This window comes from Streptomyces sp. NPDC006655 (assembly GCF_040703965.1).
Taxonomy (GTDB): domain Bacteria; phylum Actinomycetota; class Actinomycetes; order Streptomycetales; family Streptomycetaceae; genus Streptomyces.
Window position 1 is genome coordinate 59743 of sequence record NZ_JBEYJU010000020.1, and the last position, 19694, is coordinate 79436.

Below are 19694 nucleotides of genomic sequence, written 5' to 3' on the forward strand. Positions count from 1 at the left end.
GCCACGATACCGATCCGGTATCGAGAGGCCGAAACAGGTCATGGACAGCCGCACCACCCCGGCCGTGGAATCGAGGCATGACCACTCACGACCACAACCTCCCCGCTGAGACCCCCACGGTGTCCGTCGTCGGCCCCGAGGACGGTGAGGTGCTGCTCCTCGGCACCACCCGGATGCGCGTCCTGGAGGACGGCCACACCACCGGCCACCGCCTCGGTCTCGCCGAGTCCGTGCTCCCACCGCACACCCCGGGGCCGCCGCAGCACCGCCACGCGCAGCACGACGAGGGCTTCTACGTCATCTCCGGCTCGGTGCGCTTCACGGTCGGGGGCGACGACTACGACGCCCCGGCCGGCACGCTCGTCATGGTCCCGCCCGGCGCCCCGCACACCTTCGCCAACGTCACCGACGAACCCGCCGTCATGCTCACCACGTTCACGCCCGACCTGTACGTGCAGTACTTCCGGGACCTGCGGGACATGTTCGCGTCCGGTACGGCGCCGACCGGGCAGGCGCATGCCGAGGTGATGAGCCGGTACGCCACCGAGCCCGTGACCTCATGAAGGCCGCGTACGGGATCCTGGCCGGTCTGCTCGCCCTCTTCTACCTGTACGGAGGCGGCCTGAAGGCGGTGCGGAGCCGCGAGGGGCTGCGGCCGATGATGGCGTGGGTGGACGACCTGCCGATGGCGGCCGTGCGGACGATCGGCGCGATCGAGGTGCTCGGCGCGCTCGGCCTGGTCCTGCCGCCCCTGACCGGGATCGCCCCCTGGCTGGCCGCGGTCGCCGCCGCCGGGTTCGTCCTCCTCCAACTCGGCGCGATCAGGGTTCACTTGCGGATGGGAGATCGGCAACTCGCCCTGAACATAAGCCTGCTGGTGGCAGCCGCGGCGATCGTCACGCTCACGCCGGTGTCCTGATCGTGATCAATCGCTGTACAACTCAGTGATCCGGCCATGAGTCTCCTGTGCAGCGCGGGTCAAGGAATCCGCGCCTCCGTTCGCACAGGGGGACCCCTTGGAGACACCAGAAGCGCCACCCGACACCCCGCCCGCGACCCGAAGACGGCGCCGCACTCCGGCCCTGATCGCCGGCGCCGCCGTCCTCGGCGTCGTCGCGGGCGCCTGCGTCGGCTATCTCGTCCAGGCCGACCGCGCGCCCACCGCCCTGCCGTCGCTCTCCCAGCCGTCCCTCGCGCAGGCCAAGGGTGCCGGCCCGGAGCCGCTGTCGGCCGCCCAGGACCGGAAGGTGAAGACCGACGGCGACCTGCGCAACCTGCTGCTGCGCAAGCCCGCCGGGGCCCGCAAGGCGCTGGTCGAGGTGGGCAGCGACGGGTGGATGGACCTGGCCGCGTACGCGGAGGAGTTCCAGAGCCCGGACAACGCCTTCCGCAGGCTGGCCAGGGAGGACGAGCTCCGCCGGGTGGCCGTCGTCGACTGGCGTGAGGGCGGCACGTACACCGCGGAGATCCGGCTGGTCCAGTACCGGGAGACGGAGCGCGGCACGCAGGCCGCCGACGACGCGGGCGCCGGGAACGACAACGCGCAGCCGCCGGACGACCACACCACCGACGGCTGGCCGATACCCGGCACCGGCGACGGCATGGCGTACGTGCACCACAAGCCCGACACGACCTACGGCGTGAGCGTGTACTCGGCGGAGGCGCACGCGTGGCGCGGGGACATCGCCATGGAGATCTGGATCTACGACACGAAGCCGATCCCGAAGGCGAAGGTCATGGATCTGGCGAAGCGGCAGATGGAGCAGCTGTGAGCGACAACCCGCAACCCCCGCAGCCCGCCGTGCCCGCGGCCGAGCCGACGCAGCCCGCCGCCGTGCCCGCGGCCGAGCCGACGCAGCCCGCCGCCGCGCCTGCGGCCGAGCCGACGCAGCCCGCCGCCGCGCCTGCCGGGTCCGCTGAGCTCACCCCCGTGCCCGCCGGCCCCGCCGACGTGCCCCCGCCCGGTGGGAAGGTCCGTGACCGGCGTCGCACGGCCACTCTCGCCGGTGTGGGCGTGGTGGTCGCGGCCGTTCTCGCGGGGACCGCGTACACCGTCGTCACCGTCCGTGACGCGGACCGCGACCCCGGCGCCCCCGTCTGGAGCCTGCCGAAGGCGCCCCGGCAGACCGAGCCGGCCGCGGGCAGCGGGCTGCGCGGGATGCTGCTGCCGTACGGCGACTCGTACGAGCGCGGCCCGGACATGACCCGGTTCGGGTCGGACGCCGCGCTGTCCGGCCGGGAGGCGGACCTGCTGCGCGCCGAGTCGATCAAGGACCTGCCGCGCTCCCAGCAGCGGGCCATGCAGCGGCAGTTCGACCGGACCCCGGTCAAGGGCATGGCGATGCGCAGCTACGTGAACACGGAGGTGCCGTACGCCAACACGTACACCATGCGGATCGTGCTGGCGCAGCTGGGCAGCCGCGGTACGGCCCGCTCCCTGGCCCAGCGGCAGAACGGGTACCTCGGCGCGCTGAAGGTGCTGCGCAAGGGCCCCGCGATCAAGGGGTACGAGAACTCGACCGCGTGCTTCCTGGTGGCGTCCGGCTCGGCGGAGACGCTCGACCTGATGTTCTGCGACGGCTACGTCGGCGACGTCCTGGTCACCGCCACGGCCACCGCGGCCAAGCCGCTGAACAAGGGGAGCGTCGCGGACATGCTCCGCGCCCAGCTCGACCGCATCAAGGACCCGGGAGCATCGGTATGACCGTCAACGAGCCGGCGCAGGCGACACCGGCGGCGGAGGAGATCCCGGTGCCGGCGGCACCCCCGCTCCCGCCCGAGCCCCCGCTGGCGCCCGAGCCCTCGCTCCCGCCCGAGCCCCCGCTGGCGCCCGAGCCCTCGCTCCCGCCCGAGCCCCCGCTGGCGCCCGAGCCCCCGCTCCCGCCCGAGCCCCCGCTGGTGCCCGAGCCCCCGCTGTCGCCCGTCGCGCCGCGGAAGGACCGGCGGCGGCTGCGGGCCGCGCTGCGCTGGGCCGCCGCGGTCGCCGTTTTCGCCGTCGCCGGGTCCGGGACGGCGTACGGCGTGTCCCTGCTGGACCGGACCGACGTCCCTGGCCTCGCCACCCACTCCGACGGCCGCTGGGACTACCCCACACTGGTGAAGCCGCCGCTGCCGGCCGGCAGCCCGGGACCGAACGACGACGCCCGCAACGAGACCGGCGCCCACTACGCCGACCTGCGGAAACTCGTACTGCCCGCGCCGCGGGGCGCCACCGTGGACCCGGCGCTCAAGGGCACCGACGGCTGGCTGCCGACGAAGACGTTCCTCCAGGAGTTCGCGCACGCGGCGGACCGCACGGAGGTGGGCCAGAAGCTCACCGACAGCGGCCTGCGGCACATCGCGGCCCGCGGCTGGACCACCGCCGACGGCACCCACACCCGTGTCTACCTGCTCCAGTTCGACACCGCGGCGATCGCCCAGCACACGTTCGACACCGATTTCACGAGCTACGACGCACCGAAGTACCCCGTGCGGGGCGGCGACGCGTACGAGCCCGACCAGGACTTCCCGGTGGCCGCCCAGCTCGACCGGGTGCACACCGCCCCGATCCGCGAGACCAAGCCGTACGGCGCCGAGGAGGTGCGGGAGGCGTACCTGACCGCGGGTGACACCGTCGCCCTGGTCGTCCAGTCCCGCAAGGGCAGCGCGCTCGCCGTTCCCTTCGAGCAGACCGTCACCCTCCAGGGCGAGCTGCTGAGCTGACCTCGCCAAGAGCCCCGGGGCCCGGCCGCGTAAGCTGGGCCCCGGCTCTGTGTACGCCCACCCTCGCTCAAGGAGCACCCGTGGAGATCTTCTTCGAAACCCTGCTGGTCCTGGTCTGCGTCGGCGTCATCGCCTTCGCCGGACTGACCGTGAAGAAGCTGTACCAGGGCCAGCGCTGAACCACCCCGTCCAGGAACCCGTCTAGGAAACCGCCGACATGATCGAGATTCCGTCCGACCTGCACAAGGACCTGGTCCCGCTCGCCTTCCTGCTGGGCAGCTGGGCCGGCGCGGGCGTCCACGACTTCCCTGGCTCGGAGAAGTGCAACTTCGGCCAGGAGGTCACCTTCGGCCACGACGGCCGGGACTTCCTGGAGTACCACTCCCAGACCTGGGTGCTGGACAACGACGGGAACAAGGTCCGCCCGCTGGAGACGGAGCACGGCTTCTGGCGCATCGACGCGGACCGCAGGGTCGAGGTCACGATGACCCGCGACGACGGCGTGATCGAGATCTGGTACGGCGAGATGGCCGACAAGAAGCCGCAGATCGACCTCGTGACGGACGCCGTGGCCCGCACCGCGGCCTCCGCGCCCTACACCGGCGGCAAGCGCCTGTACGGCTACGTCAAGAGCGACCTGATGTGGGTCGGCGAGAAGCAGACCCCCGAGGTCGAACTCCGCCCCTACATGTCGGCCCACCTGAAGAAGGTCGTCACCCCGGAGGACGTCGAGCGCTGGGCCAAGGCCCTCCCCGACGACATGCCGGACGACGGCATCGCGTTCTTCAAGTAGTCCTGGAATTCGGAAGTAGTTCTAGACTTTCGGTGTGGTGAGCACCGACTGGAAGAGCGACCTAAGGCAGCGCGGCTACCGGCTGACGCCGCAGCGGCAACTCGTGCTCGAAGCCGTGGACACCCTTGAGCACGCGACCCCCGACGACATCCTCGGCGAGGTGCGGAAGACCGCGTCGGGGGTCAACATCTCCACGGTCTACCGGACCCTGGAGCTCCTGGAGGAGCTGGGGCTGGTCAGCCATGCCCATCTGGGGCACGGGGCGCCGACGTACCACCTCGCCGACCGGCACCACCACATCCACCTGGTCTGCCGTGACTGCGAGAACGTGATCGAGGCGGACGTGGCCGTGGCCGCCGAGTTCACCGCCAAGCTGCGGCGGGAGTTCGGCTTCGAGACGGACATGAAGCACTTCGCGATCTTCGGGCGCTGCACGGACTGCGTACAGCGGACGGCCGGGACCGCGACCGTCCGGACTTCAATTACCGAGTCGTAGGCTTAGTCGTATGAAGAGCCCCCTGCTGTCCCTGCCCGGAGCGGTGCCCGCCGAGGGCGTGGACGAAGGCGTCGCCGCCCACTACGGCGACCTGTTCCGCGAGCAGCGCGCCCTCGCCGACGGCGCCGGTTTCGTCGACCTGTCCCACCGGGGCGTCGTCGCGGTCACCGGCGAGGACCGGCTGAGCTGGCTGCACCTGCTGCTCACCCAGCACGTCAGCGAGCTGCCCACCGGTGAGGCCACCGAGGCCCTGATCCTCTCCGCGCACGGCCACATCGAGCACGCGCTGTACCTGGTCGACGACGGCACCACGGTCTGGGCCCACGTCGAGCCCGGCACCCAGGAGGCGCTGATCGCCTACCTGGAGTCGATGAAGTTCTTCTACCGGGTCGAGGTCGCCGACCGCACCGCCGACTTCGCGGTCGTCCACCTCCCGGCCGGTTCCATCACCGAGGTCCCGGACGGGGTCGTCGTCCGCGAGACGGCGTACGGCCGCGACCTCTTCCTGCCCCGGGCGGAGCTGGAGCCGTTCGCGGCGAAGGCGGGCCCGGCCGCCGGGCTCCTCGCCTACGAGGCGCTGCGCGTCGAGCACCACCGGCCCCGGCTCGGCTTCGAGACCGACCACCGCACCATCCCGCACGAGCTGGGCTGGATCGGTACCGCCGTGCACCTGCAGAAGGGCTGCTACCGGGGCCAGGAGACCGTCGCCCGGGTGCAGAACCTCGGCAAGCCGCCGCGCCGCCTGGTCTTCCTGCACCTCGACGGCAGCGAGGTGCATCTGCCGCCGCCCGGCACCGAGATCCGCGTCGCCGACGAGGGCGAGGACGGCCGGAAGATCGGCTTCGTGACGACGTCGGTACGCCACTTCGAACTCGGCCCGGTGGCCCTGGCGTTGGTCAAGCGCAACGTCCCCGCCGACGCCCGGCTGGTCGCGGGGCAGACGGCGGCGGCACAGGAAGTGATCGTCGAGCCGTAGGACGAGGCGGGCGGGGCGGGCTCACATCTCCAGCAGGACGGTGAACGGCCCGTCGTTCGTCAGCGACACCCGCATCTGCGCTCCGAACCGGCCGGTCGCCACGGTAGCCCCGAGCGAGCGCAGCTGCGCGACGACCTCCTCCACGAGCGGCTCGGCGACCTCGCCGGGCGCCGCCGCGTTCCAGGTCGGCCGCCGCCCCTTGCGTGCGTCGCCGTACAGCGTGAACTGGCTGATCACGAGCAGCGGCGCGTCGACGTCACTGCACGACTTCTCGTCCGTCAGCATGCGAACGGACCAGAGTTTCCTGGCGAGTTGGGCCGCCTTCTCCTTCGTGTCCGTGTGGGTCACCCCCACCAGCACGCACAGCCCCTCGCCCTCGATCGCGCCCACCGTCTCGCCGTCCACGACGACACTGGCACCGTCCACCCGCTGAACCACCGCTCGCATGCCCCCATCATGCCCGGCGTCCACCCGGCCCCCGCAGGGGGTCCATTATTGATCCTTAAGGCCCCATCTACGGCCGTTCGGGGGCACTCATTCACATAGCGGCCAGTTGGGGTGGCACCATGCTTCCACACACCGGTCGAGGGGACGGTAGAGGCGTATGAGCACACCGAGTACCGGGCGACTGAAGGTGCAGGGCGCGCAGAGCGTGCCGAGTCTGCCCAGGCCGCCCGCACAGCGCGGCCAGGGCATCCCGCTGCCCCCGGAGCCGCCGGAGCACGACCTGACCCGCCTGAGCCTGCCCGAGCTGCGCGTCCTGCGCCGGGACGCCCAGCGCGACGAGGCGGACCTGAGCTACGTACGGCGGCTGCTCCAGGGCCGTATCGACATCCTGCGCGCGGAACTGGCCCGCCGCTCCCCGGCCGGCGCGGCCTCGGTGGTGGACCGCCTGCCGGAGATCCTCACGGACGCCCCGGCCCGCCACCGCCAGTCGGCCCGCCACGTCACCCTGGGCACCCCGCACAACGAGGAGTACGGCCGCCTCGCCGCCGAGATGCTGGCCGAGGTCGAACTCTCCGACCTCCAGGCCCGCACCGACCCGGAACTGACCACGGCGATGGGCCGCCTGGTCCGCTACGAACAGGAGGTGTCGAGGCGGCGGCAGCACCTACAGCGCACGGCGGACGGTTCGAGCGCCGAGATCACCCGCCGATACCGCGACGGCGAGGCCCAGGTCGACGACCTACTGACGTGAGGAGGCCAGGGTGCCCCTTCAGGGGTGCCCTGAGCGCCCTTGAGGACGCGTGAGCGCCCTGAAGGGGCGCGGGGGAACTGCGCGACAAGCCCCCACGCGGCCGCACCCGAAAATCATGCGGCACCACCCCAGGCGTCCCCATACCGTGAACGCATGACCGACTCCGTCGAAGTCCGCCCCATAACCGAACCCGAGTTCGCCGACTGGCACCGTGCGCTGAGGACCGGCCTCCTGCACCCACCCAGCCTCACGGAAGCCCAACTCGAAGCCCGCCGCAGCCAGTTCGTACCCGGCAGACTCCTGGGCGCCTTCGACGGCCCGCGCTGCGTGGCCACGTTCCGCTCCTTCGCGCAGGAGCTCACGGCGGTCGGCGGAGCCCCGGTCCCCGCCGACGCCGTGTCGAACGTGACGGTCAGCCCCACCCACCGCCGCCGCGGCCTGCTCACCCGCATGATGAGCCAGGACCTCGCCGCGGCGAAGGAGCGCGGGGACGTCGTCGCCACGCTGATCGCCGCGGAGTACCCGATCTACGGCCGCTACGGCTTCGGCCCGGCGACCACGCTGACCGAGTGGAAGATCGAGGTCCCGCGCAGCGGCCTGGACCCGCGCTGGTCGCGCCCCGAGGACGGCGGCCGGATCGATCTCGTCGACGGCGAGGACATCCGCAAGCTCGGCCCCGAACTGCACGAACGTGTCCGCCGCGGCACACCGGGCGCGGTCAGCCGCACCGACCTGTGGTGGCGGGCGCAGACCGGTGCCGTCCGCTTCGGCGACGACTGGACCGAGCCGTTCTACGCGGTGTACCGGTCCGCGGCCGGCGAGGTCGAGGGCATGGTGTCGTACGCCTCGGACGACACCTGGCACCACAAGCAGCCGTACAACACCGCGGAGGTCAACTGGCTGCTCGGTGCGACCCCGGCGGCGGAGCGCGCGCTGTGGCACTACCTGTGCTCGATCGACTGGATCACCTCGGTGACGAGCGGCCGGCGGTCACCGGACGACCTGCTGCCGCACCACCTCCCCGACCCGCGCGCCGCGCGGATCACCGACCAGGCGGACTGGCTGTGGGTGCGGATCCTGGACGTCGTGCGGGCCCTGGAGGCACGGACGTACGACACGGCGGGGTCGCTGGTCCTGGCGGTGGCGGACCGGCAGGGGCTGGCCGGCGGCCGGTACCGGCTGGACGCCTCCCCCGAAGGCGCGTCCTGCGCCCCGACCACCGACACCCCCGACCTCGCCCTCGACGTCGCCGACCTGGCGAGCGTCTGGCTCGGTGACCAGACCGTGGCGCGCCTGCACGCGCTCGGCCGGGTCCAGGAACAGCGAGTGGGCGCCGCCCGGGAGGCCGACGCCCTGCTGCGCACGTCCGGGCGGCCGTGGTGCCCGGACATCTTCTAGTCGTTCCCCTTCCTGCCGACGACGGGTGCCTGAATCACCTTGTTCGGTTGGACCTGTGTTCAGTTGTGGCTGTGCGGCTCATCCGTAGCGAGCTGTGAAGTTGTGGCTGTGCGGGTCCTGCGGTGTTCGGTTGTCGGTGTTCAGTTGTGACTGTGCTGGTCGTGCGCCTCGTCGGCCGCCCTGAGTGACCGGGCTCCCGGCTCCCCTCCGGAAGGGAACCCGATCGGCCAACCGCCGAGGAAGTAGGACCATGTTGTACGAGTTGGTGACCAACTCAACTGTACTTATCTCCGCTTGGAAGCGACTCATAACCACCTTTCCGTGAACTGCCTAAAGATGGCGGGAAGTTGTAACGTTTGTCTGTGGACCCCGAACACGCCTCCGCCAATGGGCGGAAGAGGGCGCAGCGGCCTCTTGCGTCACACCGCGAGGTGGCCGACGCGCTGCGCACCCGGATCAGGTCCGGGGTGCTGCGGCCGGGTGAGCGCATGCCCACGCAGGCCAAGCTGGCCGACGAGTTCGGGGTCGAGCGGGGGGCCGTCCGGCAGGCCCTGCGCATCCTCCAGTCGGAGCACCTGCTCACGAACGTGACGAAGGGCAGCCCGGCGACCGTGGCCAGGGGCACCGGCACGGTGGAGTATCCCCTGGGGCCGGAGGCGCCGCCGTTGCCCACCATGGTCGGTCTCACGCCCCGGATAGAGGCGGCCTTCGCGGCCCGGCACGTGCGGATCGACGCGCTCTGCCTGACCTCCGTCTCCCTCAACCTCGCCCTCGGCGAGCCGTTGCGCTTCATCCACGCGGGGCTGCTGGAACCGGCCAAGATCGACGTCCGGGTGCTGCTGCCGAGCCGGAGCATCGACCTCGCGTTCCCGACGGCGGTGGACGCCTCGGCGGAGGACGCGGTGCACAACCGCTGGCTGGCCCAGCGCAACGCGCAGGGCCAGGTGCTGCGGCACAACCTGCTGGCCCTGCGCGCCACCCACGGCATCGACGTGCACGTCACCTTCCGGGCGCTGCCGTTCACCCCGCCGGTCAAGCTGTACCTGCTCAACGGGGCCGAGGCGCTGTTCGCGTACTACACGCTGGGGCGCCACGAACGGGAGATCGGCCACGAGCACCTGGAGACGTACGACGCGGTGGGCACCCGCTCGATGCTGTTCGCCTTCGAGCGGGGCACGGGCCTGCGGGACACCACGTTCGTCGACCAGTCCGTGCTCTGGTTCGACGCCCTGTGGCAGACGATCAGTTCGGATCTGGAGCTGTCGGGCTGACGCCTACAGGGCCGGGCCCGTGAGCACCAGGGCGAGCAGGACCGCGCCGGCGGAGCTGAACGCCGGGCTCTTGGCCTTGATGCCCACGGTGAGCAGCAGCAGACCGATAATGCCAGTGGCACCGTACTTCGACTGGACGAACTGTTCGAAACCGAGGACGAAGACGGCTGAGAGAAGAGCGAGGGCGGCGGGCATGTCGGTTCCCCCATCGTCGGGAAGCAAGCTTCCACCAACTCGACCAAGTTGGTAACCAACTCTGACTATGTTGTCCCCAGTTGGTAGTAACTTATAACCAATCTTCAAACAACTCCCGCTAGATGGATCAAAGTTGTAGCGTTTGGTCGTGACCCAGGAGAACGTGGCAGTGAACACCGGCAGCACACCTCAGGAGATCGCCCGGACCCTGCGGGAACGCATCCGCACGGGCGACCTCAAGGTGGGCGACCGCCTACCCACCCAGGCGGAGCTGGCCGAGGAGTTCGGCGTGGAGCGCGGTGCCGTGCGCCAGGCCGTGCGGGTGCTCCAGGACGACGGCCTCCTGACCAACGTCAGCAAGGGCAGCCCGCCGCGCATCGCCGAGCCGCCGTCCCCGGCGCTGGACGAGCCCCAGCCGACGATGGTGGGCCTCGGGCCCCGCGTCACCGAGGCGTTCTCCGCCCCGCACGTCCGCATCGACGCGGCCTGCCTCACCGCCCAGAGCCTGCTGCCCGCGCTCGCCGAGCCGCTGCGGATGATCCACGAGGGCCGGATCCGCCCCGAGCGCATCGACGTCCGCGTGCTGCTGCCCAGCCGGGACATCCAGCTGGCCTTCCCGACCGCGGCGGTCGAGGGCGACGGCGACACCGTCCACAGCCGCTGGCTCGGCATGCGCAACGCCCAGGGCCAGGTCCTCCAGTACAACCTCCAGGGCCTGCGCTCCACCCACAAGATCGACGTGAACGTCACCTTCCGGGCCCTGCCGTTCACCCCTCCGGTCAAGCTCTATCTGCTCAACGGGACCGAGGCCCTCTTCGCGTACTACATGGTCACGCGCCGCGAGGAGCAGACGGAGGCCGGCATGCTCGACATGTACGACGCCGTGGGCTCCGAGTCCCTCCTCTTCTCCTTCGAGAGACGATCCGGCCATCGCGACGCCGCGTTCGTGGACCAATCGCAGATGTGGTTCGACGCCCTCTGGGAAACCATCACCACGGACCTGACACTCTCCTAGTGACTTCTGATACGACGCAGACTGAACCGGTGACGGCCGACAACGAGAACGCGACCGAAGAACTCACGGAACTGATCAGAAGCGCCCGCGTCGTCCTGTGGGACTTCGACGGGCCGATCTGCCGCCTGTTCGCGGGCCACTCGGCGGAACTGGTCGCCGACGGCCTGGTGGCGTGGCTGGCGAGCCGAGGACTGCGCGGCCTGGTCACGGACACCGAACGCGACTCCCTCGACCCGCACCTCGTGCTGCGCGCCGTGGACCGCCGGCATCCCGGCAGCGACCTGGTGGCCGAGCTGGAGGAGCGCCTCACGAAGGAGGAGCTGCGGGCAGCGTCGACGGCGATGCCCACCACATACGCGGACGTCCTGATACAGACGTGGCGAGCGCTGGGCGCGCGGATGGCGGTGACCACCAACAACTCACCCCGGGTGGTCCGGGCCTACCTCGACGACCGCGCCCTCACCGCCTGCTTCGCCCCGCACATCTACGGCCGCACGCGGGACCTGCACCGCCTCAAACCCGACCCGCACTGCCTCAACCGCGCCCTCAGCGCGATGGGCGCCGCCCCCGACGCGGCCCTGATGATCGGCGACTCGCCCACGGACCTGGAGGCGGCACGCGGCGCCGGGGTCCCGTTCCTCGGCTACGCGCGTAACGAACGGAAGGCCAAGCTCCTGACCGAGGCGGGCGCAACCCGCGTCGTCGACTCCCTGAAACCCCTGCTGGCCCTGCTGCGACCGTAGCCGACACGTCCCGCGCCCGCTGTCGCCGCCTGCGCACCCATGCCGTCAGGGACGCCAGTAAACCCGCGGCACAGAAGACAAGTTGACTGAGATCGAGCTGCACGTCGACACCGAGCACGTGGACGGTCACGGCCTTCCACCTCCCTCGCATCAAGGAAACCGGTCAACCGGACAAGTCGACCAGTTGACTGAGAAGTTGACTGCTTACGGCGAGAATTCCCAGTCAACTAGATCCAGTAACCAGGGCGGTTGCCTGACTGCTTGCTTGACCGAAGCCGTTTGCCGGGAAGCGCGGAGAGGTACGTACCGGACATGGCCAACCGGGCGAACGACGGCAGGGGTGCGGTTCAGCGCGTCTCGGAGGAGCTCCGGCTCCGGCTCTCCGACGGCGCCTATCCGCTGCACTCCTACCTGCCGTCGCAGGAGTCGCTCGCGACGGAGTTCCGGGTCTCCCGCGACACCGTGCAGCGGGCGCTGCGCGTCCTGCGCACCGAGGGCTGGATCGAGTCCCGGCAGGGCAAGGGGTCCCGGGTCGTACGGCGCCAGCACATCCAGTCCTCCGCGCCCCGGGCCACCCGCTCCCGCCACCCGATGACACTGGGACCGCTCATCGGCGAGGCCTTCGAGCGCAAGGAAGTCGCCCTGGACATCGCGACGTTGACCTCGGAGAGCCTGGACGCCCACATCCGCGTCCAGGCCGAGCGGATCCGGGCCCGCATCATCGCACCCTCGCGGATCACCCTGCGCATGATCCTTCCGGCCGACACGCTGGCCATGCCGTACCCGCGGAACAAGAGCGACCGGGACGATCCACGCCTGTCACGGCGGCTGCACGCCATCACCCGGGCGCACACCGAATCCCTGCGTACGGTTCTGGAGCAGCTCCGCACCGAGAAGCTGGTGGGGGACGTCGACCTGCAGATCCGCCGGGCCGAACTCACTCCGACCTTCAAGCTCTACATCATCAACCACGACGAGGTCCTGCACGGCTTCTACGAGCCGATCCCGCGTACGGTGATCCTGGAGGACGGCAGCGAGGTGGAGGCCGTGGACGTGCTGGGGCTCGGGGCGACCCTCACGCACCATGTCCGGGACGCGGATCCGGACTCGGCCGGTTCGGCCTTCGTGGACAACGCGACCAGATGGTTCGAGTCGGTCTGGGAGCTGCTCGCCTTCCAGCCGTGACGTCCGTGTGATCCGGAGGGGGTTGCGCTGCGCTAAAGTGCCGATCCATGTGAGCAACCGCTCGGTTGCGTGCGTATAGGGATGGCAAACAGAGCCAGTCTCGGACGACCGCACCGATGGATGACCGTACGGGCGAGCGAACCTTCACTCGCAGGAGTCACTCCATCACCTCTCCAGTCGTGTCGTGCGTCACCCGGTAATACCGTTTCCCTGCCCGATCCCCGCGATGAACGCGCGCGTACCACCCGGAGCGACCAGTGGGTGCACCGTCTGTCCCTGCCGGCCCCACCGGGAGAGACGCCGGCCGGCCTCTGCCGGACGAAGAGTACGAGGCGTTCCTGGGGCATGCCGCGCAATGGGGTCTGGCGAGCAGCGGCTACCACAACCAGAACTACGTCCTCCCCCTGACCGAGCCGATGGCCCGGCTGCTGAGGCAGGAGCCCGGGACCGCGGTGACCGTCCGCGTCCGCAGGACCGACGCCCTGCCCGTGGTGATCCGGACCTGGCCCGACGAGGCACGCGTCCTGCGGGCGATCAAGGGTGTGCTGCCCAACGTGCCCGAGTGCCTCTTCGAGGGGAATCGCTTCACCATCCACAGCTATGTGGAAGGAGTCCCGCTCTCCAGCGTCTGCGAGAACGGCAAGCCGGTCGACTCCCTCCTCGTGAAGGACCTGGCGGGACTGTTCGCCCGGATGACCCAGGTGCGCGGTACGGCGCTGCCGGCGCTGCCGTCGACGTGGCCGCGGAACCACACGGACAGCCAGGGCTTCCTGCGGACGCTGGCCAGGACGGCGGACGTCCAGATCCGGCAGGCCAACGGGGCGGAGTTCGGCTGGCTGTTCGCCGCCCTGGGGATCCCGGAGGACGCCCTGCTCCGCTTCGCCGACCGGGTCCCGGCCCTGACCAGGCGCCCGTTCGGCCTCCTCCACGCCGACCTGCACCGCGACAACCTGATCACCTCGTCGGCCGGCGGCCCGCCCCTCACCTGCGTCGACTGGGAGCTGGCCACCTTCGGTGACCCCCTGCACGACCTGGCGATCCACCTGGTGCGGATGCGGTACCCGAAACAGCAGTGGGACGAGGTCGTCGGGGCGTGGGTGACCGCGGTGCGCCCGGTGCGGCCGGCCGCCACCCACGGCGTGACCAAGGACCTCCGGCACTACCTGGACTTCGAGCGGGCGCAGTCGGTCTACCCGGACGTCATGCGCGCCGCGAAGTCACTGGAGTCCTTCGACGAGGAGAACCTCCGGCAGGCGACGGCGGCGATCCGCGGCGCGCTGGAGGCGGCCGCCGAACCGCTGCGGTTGAGCACGCTGCCGGGCGACCGGGAGATCGAGCACATCCTGTTCCGCTGGGCCGCCTCCGCCCCGGTCGGCGGGGCTGCCCGGCGCGGCCGGATCGGCGGGGTCATGGGCTGGCGGCCGGACCGGCGGGTGCCGGAGCACCCCGAGTTCCCGCACTCCGCGGTGCACGCGGCCCTGTCCCTCGAGGGCACCGCGCCGGCCCACCACGTGTTCAAGGGCACCGCGCACCTCAACTCGGTGGTCCGGGTGCCGGGCATCGACTTCCCCGTGGTGATCCGCCGCAAGGTGCCGCACGTGCGCCGGCGCGAGCGCAGCTACCTCAGTGAGCACGCGGTACTGCGGGCGATCGAGCGTTCCGGGGTCGCGGTGGCCGCGCCGCGCGTCCTGGCGCTGGGGGAGAGCCATTCCCAGTACCGCTTCGCGTACTCCCGGGACCGGTTCGCCATCCACACCTACGAGGGACCGGCGGACACCGGCCGCAAACCCGACCACCCGGTGCACGGTCTCCTCCCGCAGGAGGCCGACGGTCTGGTCGACCAGCTGGCCGCGCTCACCCGGGTGGGCCACACCCAGCTCGACCCGGCCGGGGGCGAGCCCGACTTCTACAGCTGGCTGAGCGAGCAGCTCGTCGCCCTGGTCGCGGGCCTTCCCAAGGAGTCCCAGCAACTGGTCCGCTTCCTGGGGCTTCCCGGCGCCGCCCGGTTGCGCGAGATCCTCGCCCGGCACCAGGTCAGCCGTCGGGCCCCGGCCCTGCTGCACGGCGACCTCAACCCCTGGAACCTGGTGCGCCGCGACGACCGGTTCGCGCTGACCGTCATCGACTGGGAGATGGCCCTGGTCGGCGATCCGCTGTACGACCTGGTGCGGCACATGCATCTGACCCCGACCCGGCCGGAGATCAGGGACCGGATGTTCCGCCGCTGGGAGCGCGGCCTGGACTCCGAGTTCACCGGTGACTGGCAACGTGACTGGCGGGTGTACCGCTGGATCGAGATCATCCGCTCCGCCTACGTCGACCTGGACCGCCTGGTCACCGGGGCGAGCCTGGACGCGCCGAACGTCCGCCGGGCCGTGGACTCGTACGCCATGACCCTGACGGCGGCCACCGGCTCCATGGGCCTTTCCGTCCGGGCGACGGCGAACCCCCATCTCGCTCGTGCGCTGGCCTGACGCGCGCCCTGCGTAGGCTCGTCCCATGGGTGAGATGGGCCTGCGGGAGCTGAAGAAGCGGCGCATGTACGAGGACGTGTCGGACGTCGCGGTGCGGCTGTTCCTGGCGAAGGGGTTCGACGCCGTGTCGGTCGCCGAGGTGGCCGCCGCCGCCGGGATCTCCAAACCGACGCTGTTCCGGTACTTCCCCGCCAAGGAGGACCTGGTCCTGCACCGGATCGCCGACCACGAGACGGAGGCCGCCCGGCTGGTCGCGGAAGCCTCCCGGGACGGCGCCCGGTCGCCGGTCGGCGTCCTGCGCGACCGCTTCCTCTCCGGTCTCGCCCACAACGACCCGGTGACCGGCCTCAACGACCACCCCCAGGTGCTCGCCTTCCACACCCTCCTCAACAGCACCGCCACCCTCGTCGCCCGCCAGCACGCCTACCTGGAGCGTTCCGAGGCGGCGCTCGCCGAGGCCCTCGGCGGCACCCTGGACGCCCGGCTGGCCGCCGGTCAGATCATCGCCGTACAGCGGATCCTCGCGCAGGACAACTGGCGGCGGATCGCGGCGGGGGAGCGGGTGGAGGACGTGCGGGAGGACGCGGTCGGGGCGGCGGAGCGGGCGTTCGCGCGGCTGGAGCGGGCGCTGGCGGGCGACGAATGAACCCTGCTGAGTCACGGTTAAAAATGTAACCCGGTCACGTTTCCTCGTCTACGCTGTTCCCATGCAGGAGGAACTCGACCGCGAACGCGCCTACCACGACACCTGCCGAGCCGCCCTCGCCCGGATGGTCGAGGGCGCCGCCGAGCACGTCGTGACCGGCGAGGACGTCTCCGCGTCCGGCGCCGACGCCGAGGTGCTCGGGTACCGGCTGCGCAGCCGGGCCAAGGAGATGCGCGAGCTGCCCGAGGGCCCGCTGTTCTTCGGCAAGCTCGACTTCGAGGCGGGCGAGCACGCCGGGCAGAGCTATCGCATCGGCCGGCTGCGGATCAGCGAGGAACCGACCGTCCCGCCCCTCGTCGTCGACTGGCGCGCCCCCGTCTCCCGCGCCTTCTACCAGGCCGGCCCCGACGACCCGCAGGGCGTCGCGGTACGGCGCCGGTTCGGCTGGGCCCCCGGCAGCCGCGGCGACTCCGCCGATCTCACCGGGATGGAGGACGAACGCCTCGGCAAGGGCGAGTCGGGCACCGGCACCCTCCTCACCCGGGAGATCGAACGCCCCCGCGTCGGCCCCATGCGCGACATCGCCGCCACCATCCAGCCCGACCAGGACGACCTGGTACGCGCCGACCTCGCCGACTCCGTCTGCGTCCAGGGCGCCCCGGGCACCGGCAAGACCGCCGTCGGCCTGCACCGGGCCGCCTACCTCCTCTACACCCACCCCCAGCGCGTCCGCCGCTCCGGCCTGCTCATCCTCGGCCCCAACCGGACCTTCCTCTCCTACATCGCCGAGGTGCTGCCCGCCCTGGGCGAGACCGGCGTCCGCCAGACCACCCTCGGCGAGGAGATCGCCCGCCACCCGGCCACCGCAACCGACCCCGACCGCACCGCCGCGCTCAAGCACGACCCCCGGATGGCCGAGGTCCTGCGCCGCGCCGTGTACGCGTACGTCTCCACCGACGGCATCGCCCCGTTGTCGCTCTCGGACGGCACCTACACCTGGCGGGTGGCCGCCGAGACGCTGGCCCGGATCGTCGAGGGGGTACGGGACGAGGAACCGCCGTACGCCGTCGGCCGCGAGCGGGTCAGGGGGCGTGCGATGCGGGCCGTACAGCTGCTGGCCGAACGCCGGGCGGGACCGCAGCCGGCCACCTGGACCCGGCGTCTGGAACGCTCCCGGGCCATGAGCGCCTACCTCGACACGGTCTGGCCGAAGGTCCGGCCGGAGGAGGTGGTGGCCGGGCTCCTCTCGGACGCGGCGGTGCTGGCCCGCGCCGCCGAAGGGCTGTTCACCACCGCCGAACAGCGGCACCTCCACCGGCCCCGGCCGCCGCGCTCGTACCGGTCCGCCCGCTGGTCGGCCGCCGACCTGGTCCTCCTCGACGAGGTCGCCGGACTCATGGATCACCCCGAGGGGTACGGCCACATCGTCGTCGACGAGGCCCAGGACCTGTCTCCCATGGAGTGCCGGGCGATCGCCCGCCGGGCCGCCTTCGGCTCCCTCACCGTCCTCGGCGACCTGGCCCAGGCCACGACCCCCTGGGCGGCGCGGAGCTGGGACACCGTGCTGCACCACCTGGGCAAGCCGGACGCGAGGGTGGTCCCGCTCACCACGGGCTTCCGCGTCCCGGCGGCGGTCGTGGACCTCACGAACCGGCTGCTGCGGCGGCTCGGCACGGACGTCCCGGAGGCCAGGTCGTTCCGCACGGACGGGGAGCTGACCCTGCGCCCCACGGACGACGTGCTCGCGACGACGGTGACCGCGGTACGGGACGCCCTGACCCGGGAGGGTTCGGTCGGGGTGATCACGGCGGACGCGGCGGCGGCCGCCGTGCGCGAGGCTCTGACGTCGGAGGGCATCACCCCGGCGGACCCGGCCGACCCCGGCGCCCGGCTGACCGTCGTCCCGGCGAGCCTGGCCAAGGGCCTGGAGTACGACCACGTGGTGGCCGTGGAACCGGCGGCGGTGGCGGAGGGGGAGGACCGCGGGCTGCACCGGCTGTACGTGGTCCTGACCCGCGCGGTCTCCCGCCTGGACGTGGTCCACGCGAGACCGCTGCCCTTCTGAAACGGCCCGGCGGGGCCGTTCACCGGTACGTTCGGCCGTATGGCTGACGAGTGTTACGGGCATCCGCGCCTCGCCGCGGTCTACGACGCCCTCGACCCCGACCGCGGCGATCTCGACCCGTACCTCCGGCTGGCGGAGGAGTTCGAGGTCCGTCGGGTGCTGGACATCGGCTGCGGGACGGGGGTGTTCGCGCTGCTGCTGGCCGAACGCGGGGCCGAGGTGGTGGGCGTCGATCCCGCCCGGGCGTCCCTCGACGTGGCCCGCGGCAAACCGGGCGCCGAGCGCGTGGCCTGGATCTGCGGCGACACCACCGCACTCCCGCCGTTGCGGGCCGACCTGGCGACCATGACGGGCAACGTCGCCCAGGCCATCGCCGATCCGCAGGCGTGGCGGGCGGCCCTGCGGGGCGCCTACGACGCCCTGCGGCCCGGCGGGCACCTGGTGTTCGAGACCAGGGTGCCGGGCCGCCGCGCCTGGGAGGAGTGGAACCGCGAGTCGTCGTACCGCGTGACGGAGATCCCGGGCACCGGCACCGTCGAGAGCTGGGTCGAGCTGGTCGAGGTGCGCGAGCCGCTGGTGACGTTCCGCTGGACGTACGCGTTCGCCGCGGACGGGCTGGTGCTGACCTCGGATTCCACGCTGCGCTTCCGCGAGCGCCGGGAGGCCGAGGCGGACCTGACAGCCCACGGGTTCGTGGTGGAGGACGTCCGCGAGGCCCCCGACCGCCCGGGCCGGGAGTACGTCTTCATCGCCCGCCGCCCGTGAACCGGGGCCCGGGTCCCGGTTCACGGACGGCGGGGTGTTCGTTCACACCGGTGGGCGGTCGAGTCTGGTGCTCACGGCGTCGAGGACCCACTCCAGGCCGGTCGTGAAGGTCGTCTCGGCGTCCACGTCGGTGCCGTCGTGCACGGCCTTGGCCAGGGCCGGGAAGCGGCCCGTGGCCAGCATCCGCGTCACGTGCGGGCCGTGGGCCCGCTGCCATTCGCGATCGGACAGGCCGGTGGCGCGCTCGGCCCGCAGGGCCGCGATCTCGCGCCTGATCGCGCCCGTGACGTAGGCGCTGACGGTCTCCACGGCACGCATGACGGTGTCGACGTCGGCGAGGCCGTCCAGGGCGGCCAGCGTGGCCTCGGTCACCGCCAGGCCGTTGGGGCCCAGACTCGGGCGGCCGCCGAGCAGGTCGGCCAGCCACTCGTGCCGCAGGGCGGTCCGCCTGGTGCGGTGGGCGAGGGTGCCCAGCGCCTCCCGCCAGTCGGCGGGCTGCTCCTCGGTGAGGATCTCGGCCTGGACCTCGTCCACCATGAGGTCGAACAGCTCCTCCTTGGTCGAGATGTAGCCGTACAGCCGCATGGGGCCGGCGTTCAGCCGGGCGGCCACCTTGCGCAGGGACACCGCGTCGAGACCGCCCTCGTCGGCCAGCGCGACGGCGGCGGCGACGATCCGCTCCCGGTCGAGGGGCACAGGTCGAGTCGGCGGCTCGGGCCGGTCCCACACAGTCATGGACACACCGTACCGTTGCGATACGTCGTACCTTCCC

The 19694-nt window shown here is 71.6% G+C and carries 21 protein-coding genes; 18 read left to right on the top strand and 3 right to left on the bottom strand.

From position 1 onward, the window contains the following. The first annotated feature begins 77 nt into the window (after positions 1–77). The 8 genes from AB0958_RS14495 (at position 78) to AB0958_RS14530 (ending at position 5967) form a co-directional block, all read left to right on the top strand. Positions 78–563: a cupin domain-containing protein gene (locus AB0958_RS14495; RefSeq protein ID WP_366890738.1), complete on the top strand. Its 486-nt coding sequence runs from the start codon at positions 78–80 to the stop codon at positions 561–563. Then, complete coding sequence (locus AB0958_RS14500; protein WP_366890739.1) at positions 560–919, top strand: DoxX family protein; 360 nt, start codon at positions 560–562, stop codon at positions 917–919. Before AB0958_RS14495 ends, AB0958_RS14500 begins: the two co-directional genes overlap by 4 nt. Positions 920–1016: 97 nt before the next feature. After that, a complete protein-coding gene (locus tag AB0958_RS14505) occupies positions 1017–1772 on the top strand; it encodes a hypothetical protein (RefSeq protein WP_366890740.1) in 756 nt (251 codons plus the stop codon). Then, positions 1769–2704 (top strand): hypothetical protein, encoded by a 936-nt coding sequence (locus tag AB0958_RS14510; RefSeq protein WP_366890741.1) that lies wholly within the window; start codon positions 1769–1771, stop codon positions 2702–2704. The genes AB0958_RS14505 and AB0958_RS14510 overlap by 4 nt, the downstream gene beginning before the upstream one ends. Beyond that, the gene (locus AB0958_RS14515; protein WP_366890742.1) at positions 2701–3702 is read left to right on the top strand and encodes a hypothetical protein; all 1002 of its coding nucleotides are present in this window, start codon (positions 2701–2703) and stop codon (positions 3700–3702) included. Before AB0958_RS14510 ends, AB0958_RS14515 begins: the two co-directional genes overlap by 4 nt. 217 nt (positions 3703–3919) lie before the next feature. Continuing rightward, a complete protein-coding gene (locus AB0958_RS14520; RefSeq protein WP_132892078.1) occupies positions 3920–4495 on the top strand; it encodes an FABP family protein in 576 nt (191 codons plus the stop codon). Between the two features lie 34 nt (positions 4496–4529). Beyond that, positions 4530–4991, top strand: a complete 462-nt coding sequence (locus AB0958_RS14525; RefSeq protein ID WP_366890743.1) for a transcriptional repressor — start codon at positions 4530–4532, stop codon at positions 4989–4991. A gap of 10 nt (positions 4992–5001) precedes the next feature. Next, the gene (locus AB0958_RS14530) at positions 5002–5967 is read left to right on the top strand and encodes a folate-binding protein (RefSeq protein WP_366890744.1); all 966 of its coding nucleotides are present in this window, start codon (positions 5002–5004) and stop codon (positions 5965–5967) included. A 21-nt stretch (positions 5968–5988) separates the two neighbouring features. On the opposite strand, the gene dtd is transcribed toward AB0958_RS14530, so the two are convergent. Further along, positions 5989–6414, bottom strand: coding sequence for a D-aminoacyl-tRNA deacylase (gene dtd, locus AB0958_RS14535; RefSeq protein WP_366890745.1), 426 nt, complete (start codon positions 6412–6414; stop codon positions 5989–5991). A gap of 157 nt (positions 6415–6571) precedes the next feature. Between dtd and AB0958_RS14540 the strand changes: the two genes are divergently transcribed. The 3 genes from AB0958_RS14540 to AB0958_RS14550 all read left to right on the top strand — a co-directional run bounded on the left by AB0958_RS14540 (position 6572) and on the right by AB0958_RS14550 (position 9834). Next, positions 6572–7165 (top strand): aerial mycelium formation protein, encoded by a 594-nt coding sequence (locus AB0958_RS14540; protein WP_366890746.1) that lies wholly within the window; start codon positions 6572–6574, stop codon positions 7163–7165. Between the two features lie 153 nt (positions 7166–7318). Further along, positions 7319–8563 (top strand): GNAT family N-acetyltransferase, encoded by a 1245-nt coding sequence (locus tag AB0958_RS14545; protein ID WP_366890747.1) that lies wholly within the window; start codon positions 7319–7321, stop codon positions 8561–8563. Positions 8564–8919: 356 nt separating this feature from the next. Beyond that, complete coding sequence (locus AB0958_RS14550; protein WP_366890748.1) at positions 8920–9834, top strand: winged helix-turn-helix domain-containing protein; 915 nt, start codon at positions 8920–8922, stop codon at positions 9832–9834. 3 nt (positions 9835–9837) lie between these two features. Here AB0958_RS14550 and AB0958_RS14555 read toward each other — a convergent pair whose 3' ends face one another. Next, positions 9838–10029, bottom strand: a complete 192-nt coding sequence (locus tag AB0958_RS14555; RefSeq protein ID WP_366890749.1) for a hypothetical protein — start codon at positions 10027–10029, stop codon at positions 9838–9840. Positions 10030–10171: 142 nt separating this feature from the next. Here AB0958_RS14555 and AB0958_RS14560 point away from each other — a divergent pair, with 142 nt between their 5' ends. The 7 genes from AB0958_RS14560 to AB0958_RS14590 all read left to right on the top strand — a co-directional run bounded on the left by AB0958_RS14560 (position 10172) and on the right by AB0958_RS14590 (position 18922). Then, the gene (locus AB0958_RS14560) at positions 10172–11044 is read left to right on the top strand and encodes a GntR family transcriptional regulator (protein WP_366890750.1); all 873 of its coding nucleotides are present in this window, start codon (positions 10172–10174) and stop codon (positions 11042–11044) included. Positions 11045–11073: 29 nt separating this feature from the next. After that, positions 11074–11787 (top strand): HAD-IA family hydrolase, encoded by a 714-nt coding sequence (locus AB0958_RS14565; RefSeq protein WP_366890751.1) that lies wholly within the window; start codon positions 11074–11076, stop codon positions 11785–11787. A 312-nt stretch (positions 11788–12099) separates the two neighbouring features. Continuing rightward, the gene (locus tag AB0958_RS14570; RefSeq protein WP_366890752.1) at positions 12100–12972 is read left to right on the top strand and encodes a winged helix-turn-helix domain-containing protein; all 873 of its coding nucleotides are present in this window, start codon (positions 12100–12102) and stop codon (positions 12970–12972) included. Positions 12973–13283: 311 nt separating this feature from the next. Continuing rightward, complete coding sequence (locus AB0958_RS14575; RefSeq protein ID WP_366890785.1) at positions 13284–15446, top strand: aminoglycoside phosphotransferase family protein; 2163 nt, start codon at positions 13284–13286, stop codon at positions 15444–15446. A 25-nt stretch (positions 15447–15471) separates the two neighbouring features. Next, entirely contained in the window at positions 15472–16092 is a 621-nt protein-coding gene (locus AB0958_RS14580) for a TetR family transcriptional regulator (RefSeq protein WP_366890753.1), read from the top strand. A 61-nt stretch (positions 16093–16153) separates the two neighbouring features. Continuing rightward, entirely contained in the window at positions 16154–18157 is a 2004-nt protein-coding gene (locus tag AB0958_RS14585; RefSeq protein ID WP_366890754.1) for an AAA family ATPase, read from the top strand. 39 nt (positions 18158–18196) lie between these two features. Next, positions 18197–18922, top strand: a complete 726-nt coding sequence (locus AB0958_RS14590; RefSeq protein WP_366890755.1) for a class I SAM-dependent methyltransferase — start codon at positions 18197–18199, stop codon at positions 18920–18922. Between the two features lie 42 nt (positions 18923–18964). Here AB0958_RS14590 and AB0958_RS14595 read toward each other — a convergent pair whose 3' ends face one another. Further along, positions 18965–19657, bottom strand: a complete 693-nt coding sequence (locus AB0958_RS14595) for a TetR/AcrR family transcriptional regulator (RefSeq protein WP_366890756.1) — start codon at positions 19655–19657, stop codon at positions 18965–18967. Between the last annotated feature and the right edge of the window lie 37 nt (positions 19658–19694).

Coding starts and splice junctions, on each gene's coding strand:
- AB0958_RS14495 (WP_366890738.1), top strand. CDS start 78: ATGACCACTCACGACCACAACCTCCCCGCTGAGACCCCCACGGTGTCC.
- AB0958_RS14500 (WP_366890739.1), top strand. CDS start 560: ATGAAGGCCGCGTACGGGATCCTGGCCGGTCTGCTCGCCCTCTTCTAC.
- AB0958_RS14515 (WP_366890742.1), top strand. CDS start 2,701: ATGACCGTCAACGAGCCGGCGCAGGCGACACCGGCGGCGGAGGAGATC.
- AB0958_RS14520 (WP_132892078.1), top strand. CDS start 3,920: ATGATCGAGATTCCGTCCGACCTGCACAAGGACCTGGTCCCGCTCGCC.
- AB0958_RS14530 (WP_366890744.1), top strand. CDS start 5,002: ATGAAGAGCCCCCTGCTGTCCCTGCCCGGAGCGGTGCCCGCCGAGGGC.
- dtd (WP_366890745.1), bottom strand. CDS start 6,414: ATGCGAGCGGTGGTTCAGCGGGTGGACGGTGCCAGTGTCGTCGTGGAC.
- AB0958_RS14540 (WP_366890746.1), top strand. CDS start 6,572: ATGAGCACACCGAGTACCGGGCGACTGAAGGTGCAGGGCGCGCAGAGC.
- AB0958_RS14545 (WP_366890747.1), top strand. CDS start 7,319: ATGACCGACTCCGTCGAAGTCCGCCCCATAACCGAACCCGAGTTCGCC.
- AB0958_RS14555 (WP_366890749.1), bottom strand. CDS start 10,029: ATGCCCGCCGCCCTCGCTCTTCTCTCAGCCGTCTTCGTCCTCGGTTTC.
- AB0958_RS14570 (WP_366890752.1), top strand. CDS start 12,100: ATGGCCAACCGGGCGAACGACGGCAGGGGTGCGGTTCAGCGCGTCTCG.
- AB0958_RS14580 (WP_366890753.1), top strand. CDS start 15,472: ATGGGTGAGATGGGCCTGCGGGAGCTGAAGAAGCGGCGCATGTACGAG.
- AB0958_RS14585 (WP_366890754.1), top strand. CDS start 16,154: ATGCAGGAGGAACTCGACCGCGAACGCGCCTACCACGACACCTGCCGA.
- AB0958_RS14590 (WP_366890755.1), top strand. CDS start 18,197: ATGGCTGACGAGTGTTACGGGCATCCGCGCCTCGCCGCGGTCTACGAC.
- AB0958_RS14595 (WP_366890756.1), bottom strand. CDS start 19,657: ATGACTGTGTGGGACCGGCCCGAGCCGCCGACTCGACCTGTGCCCCTC.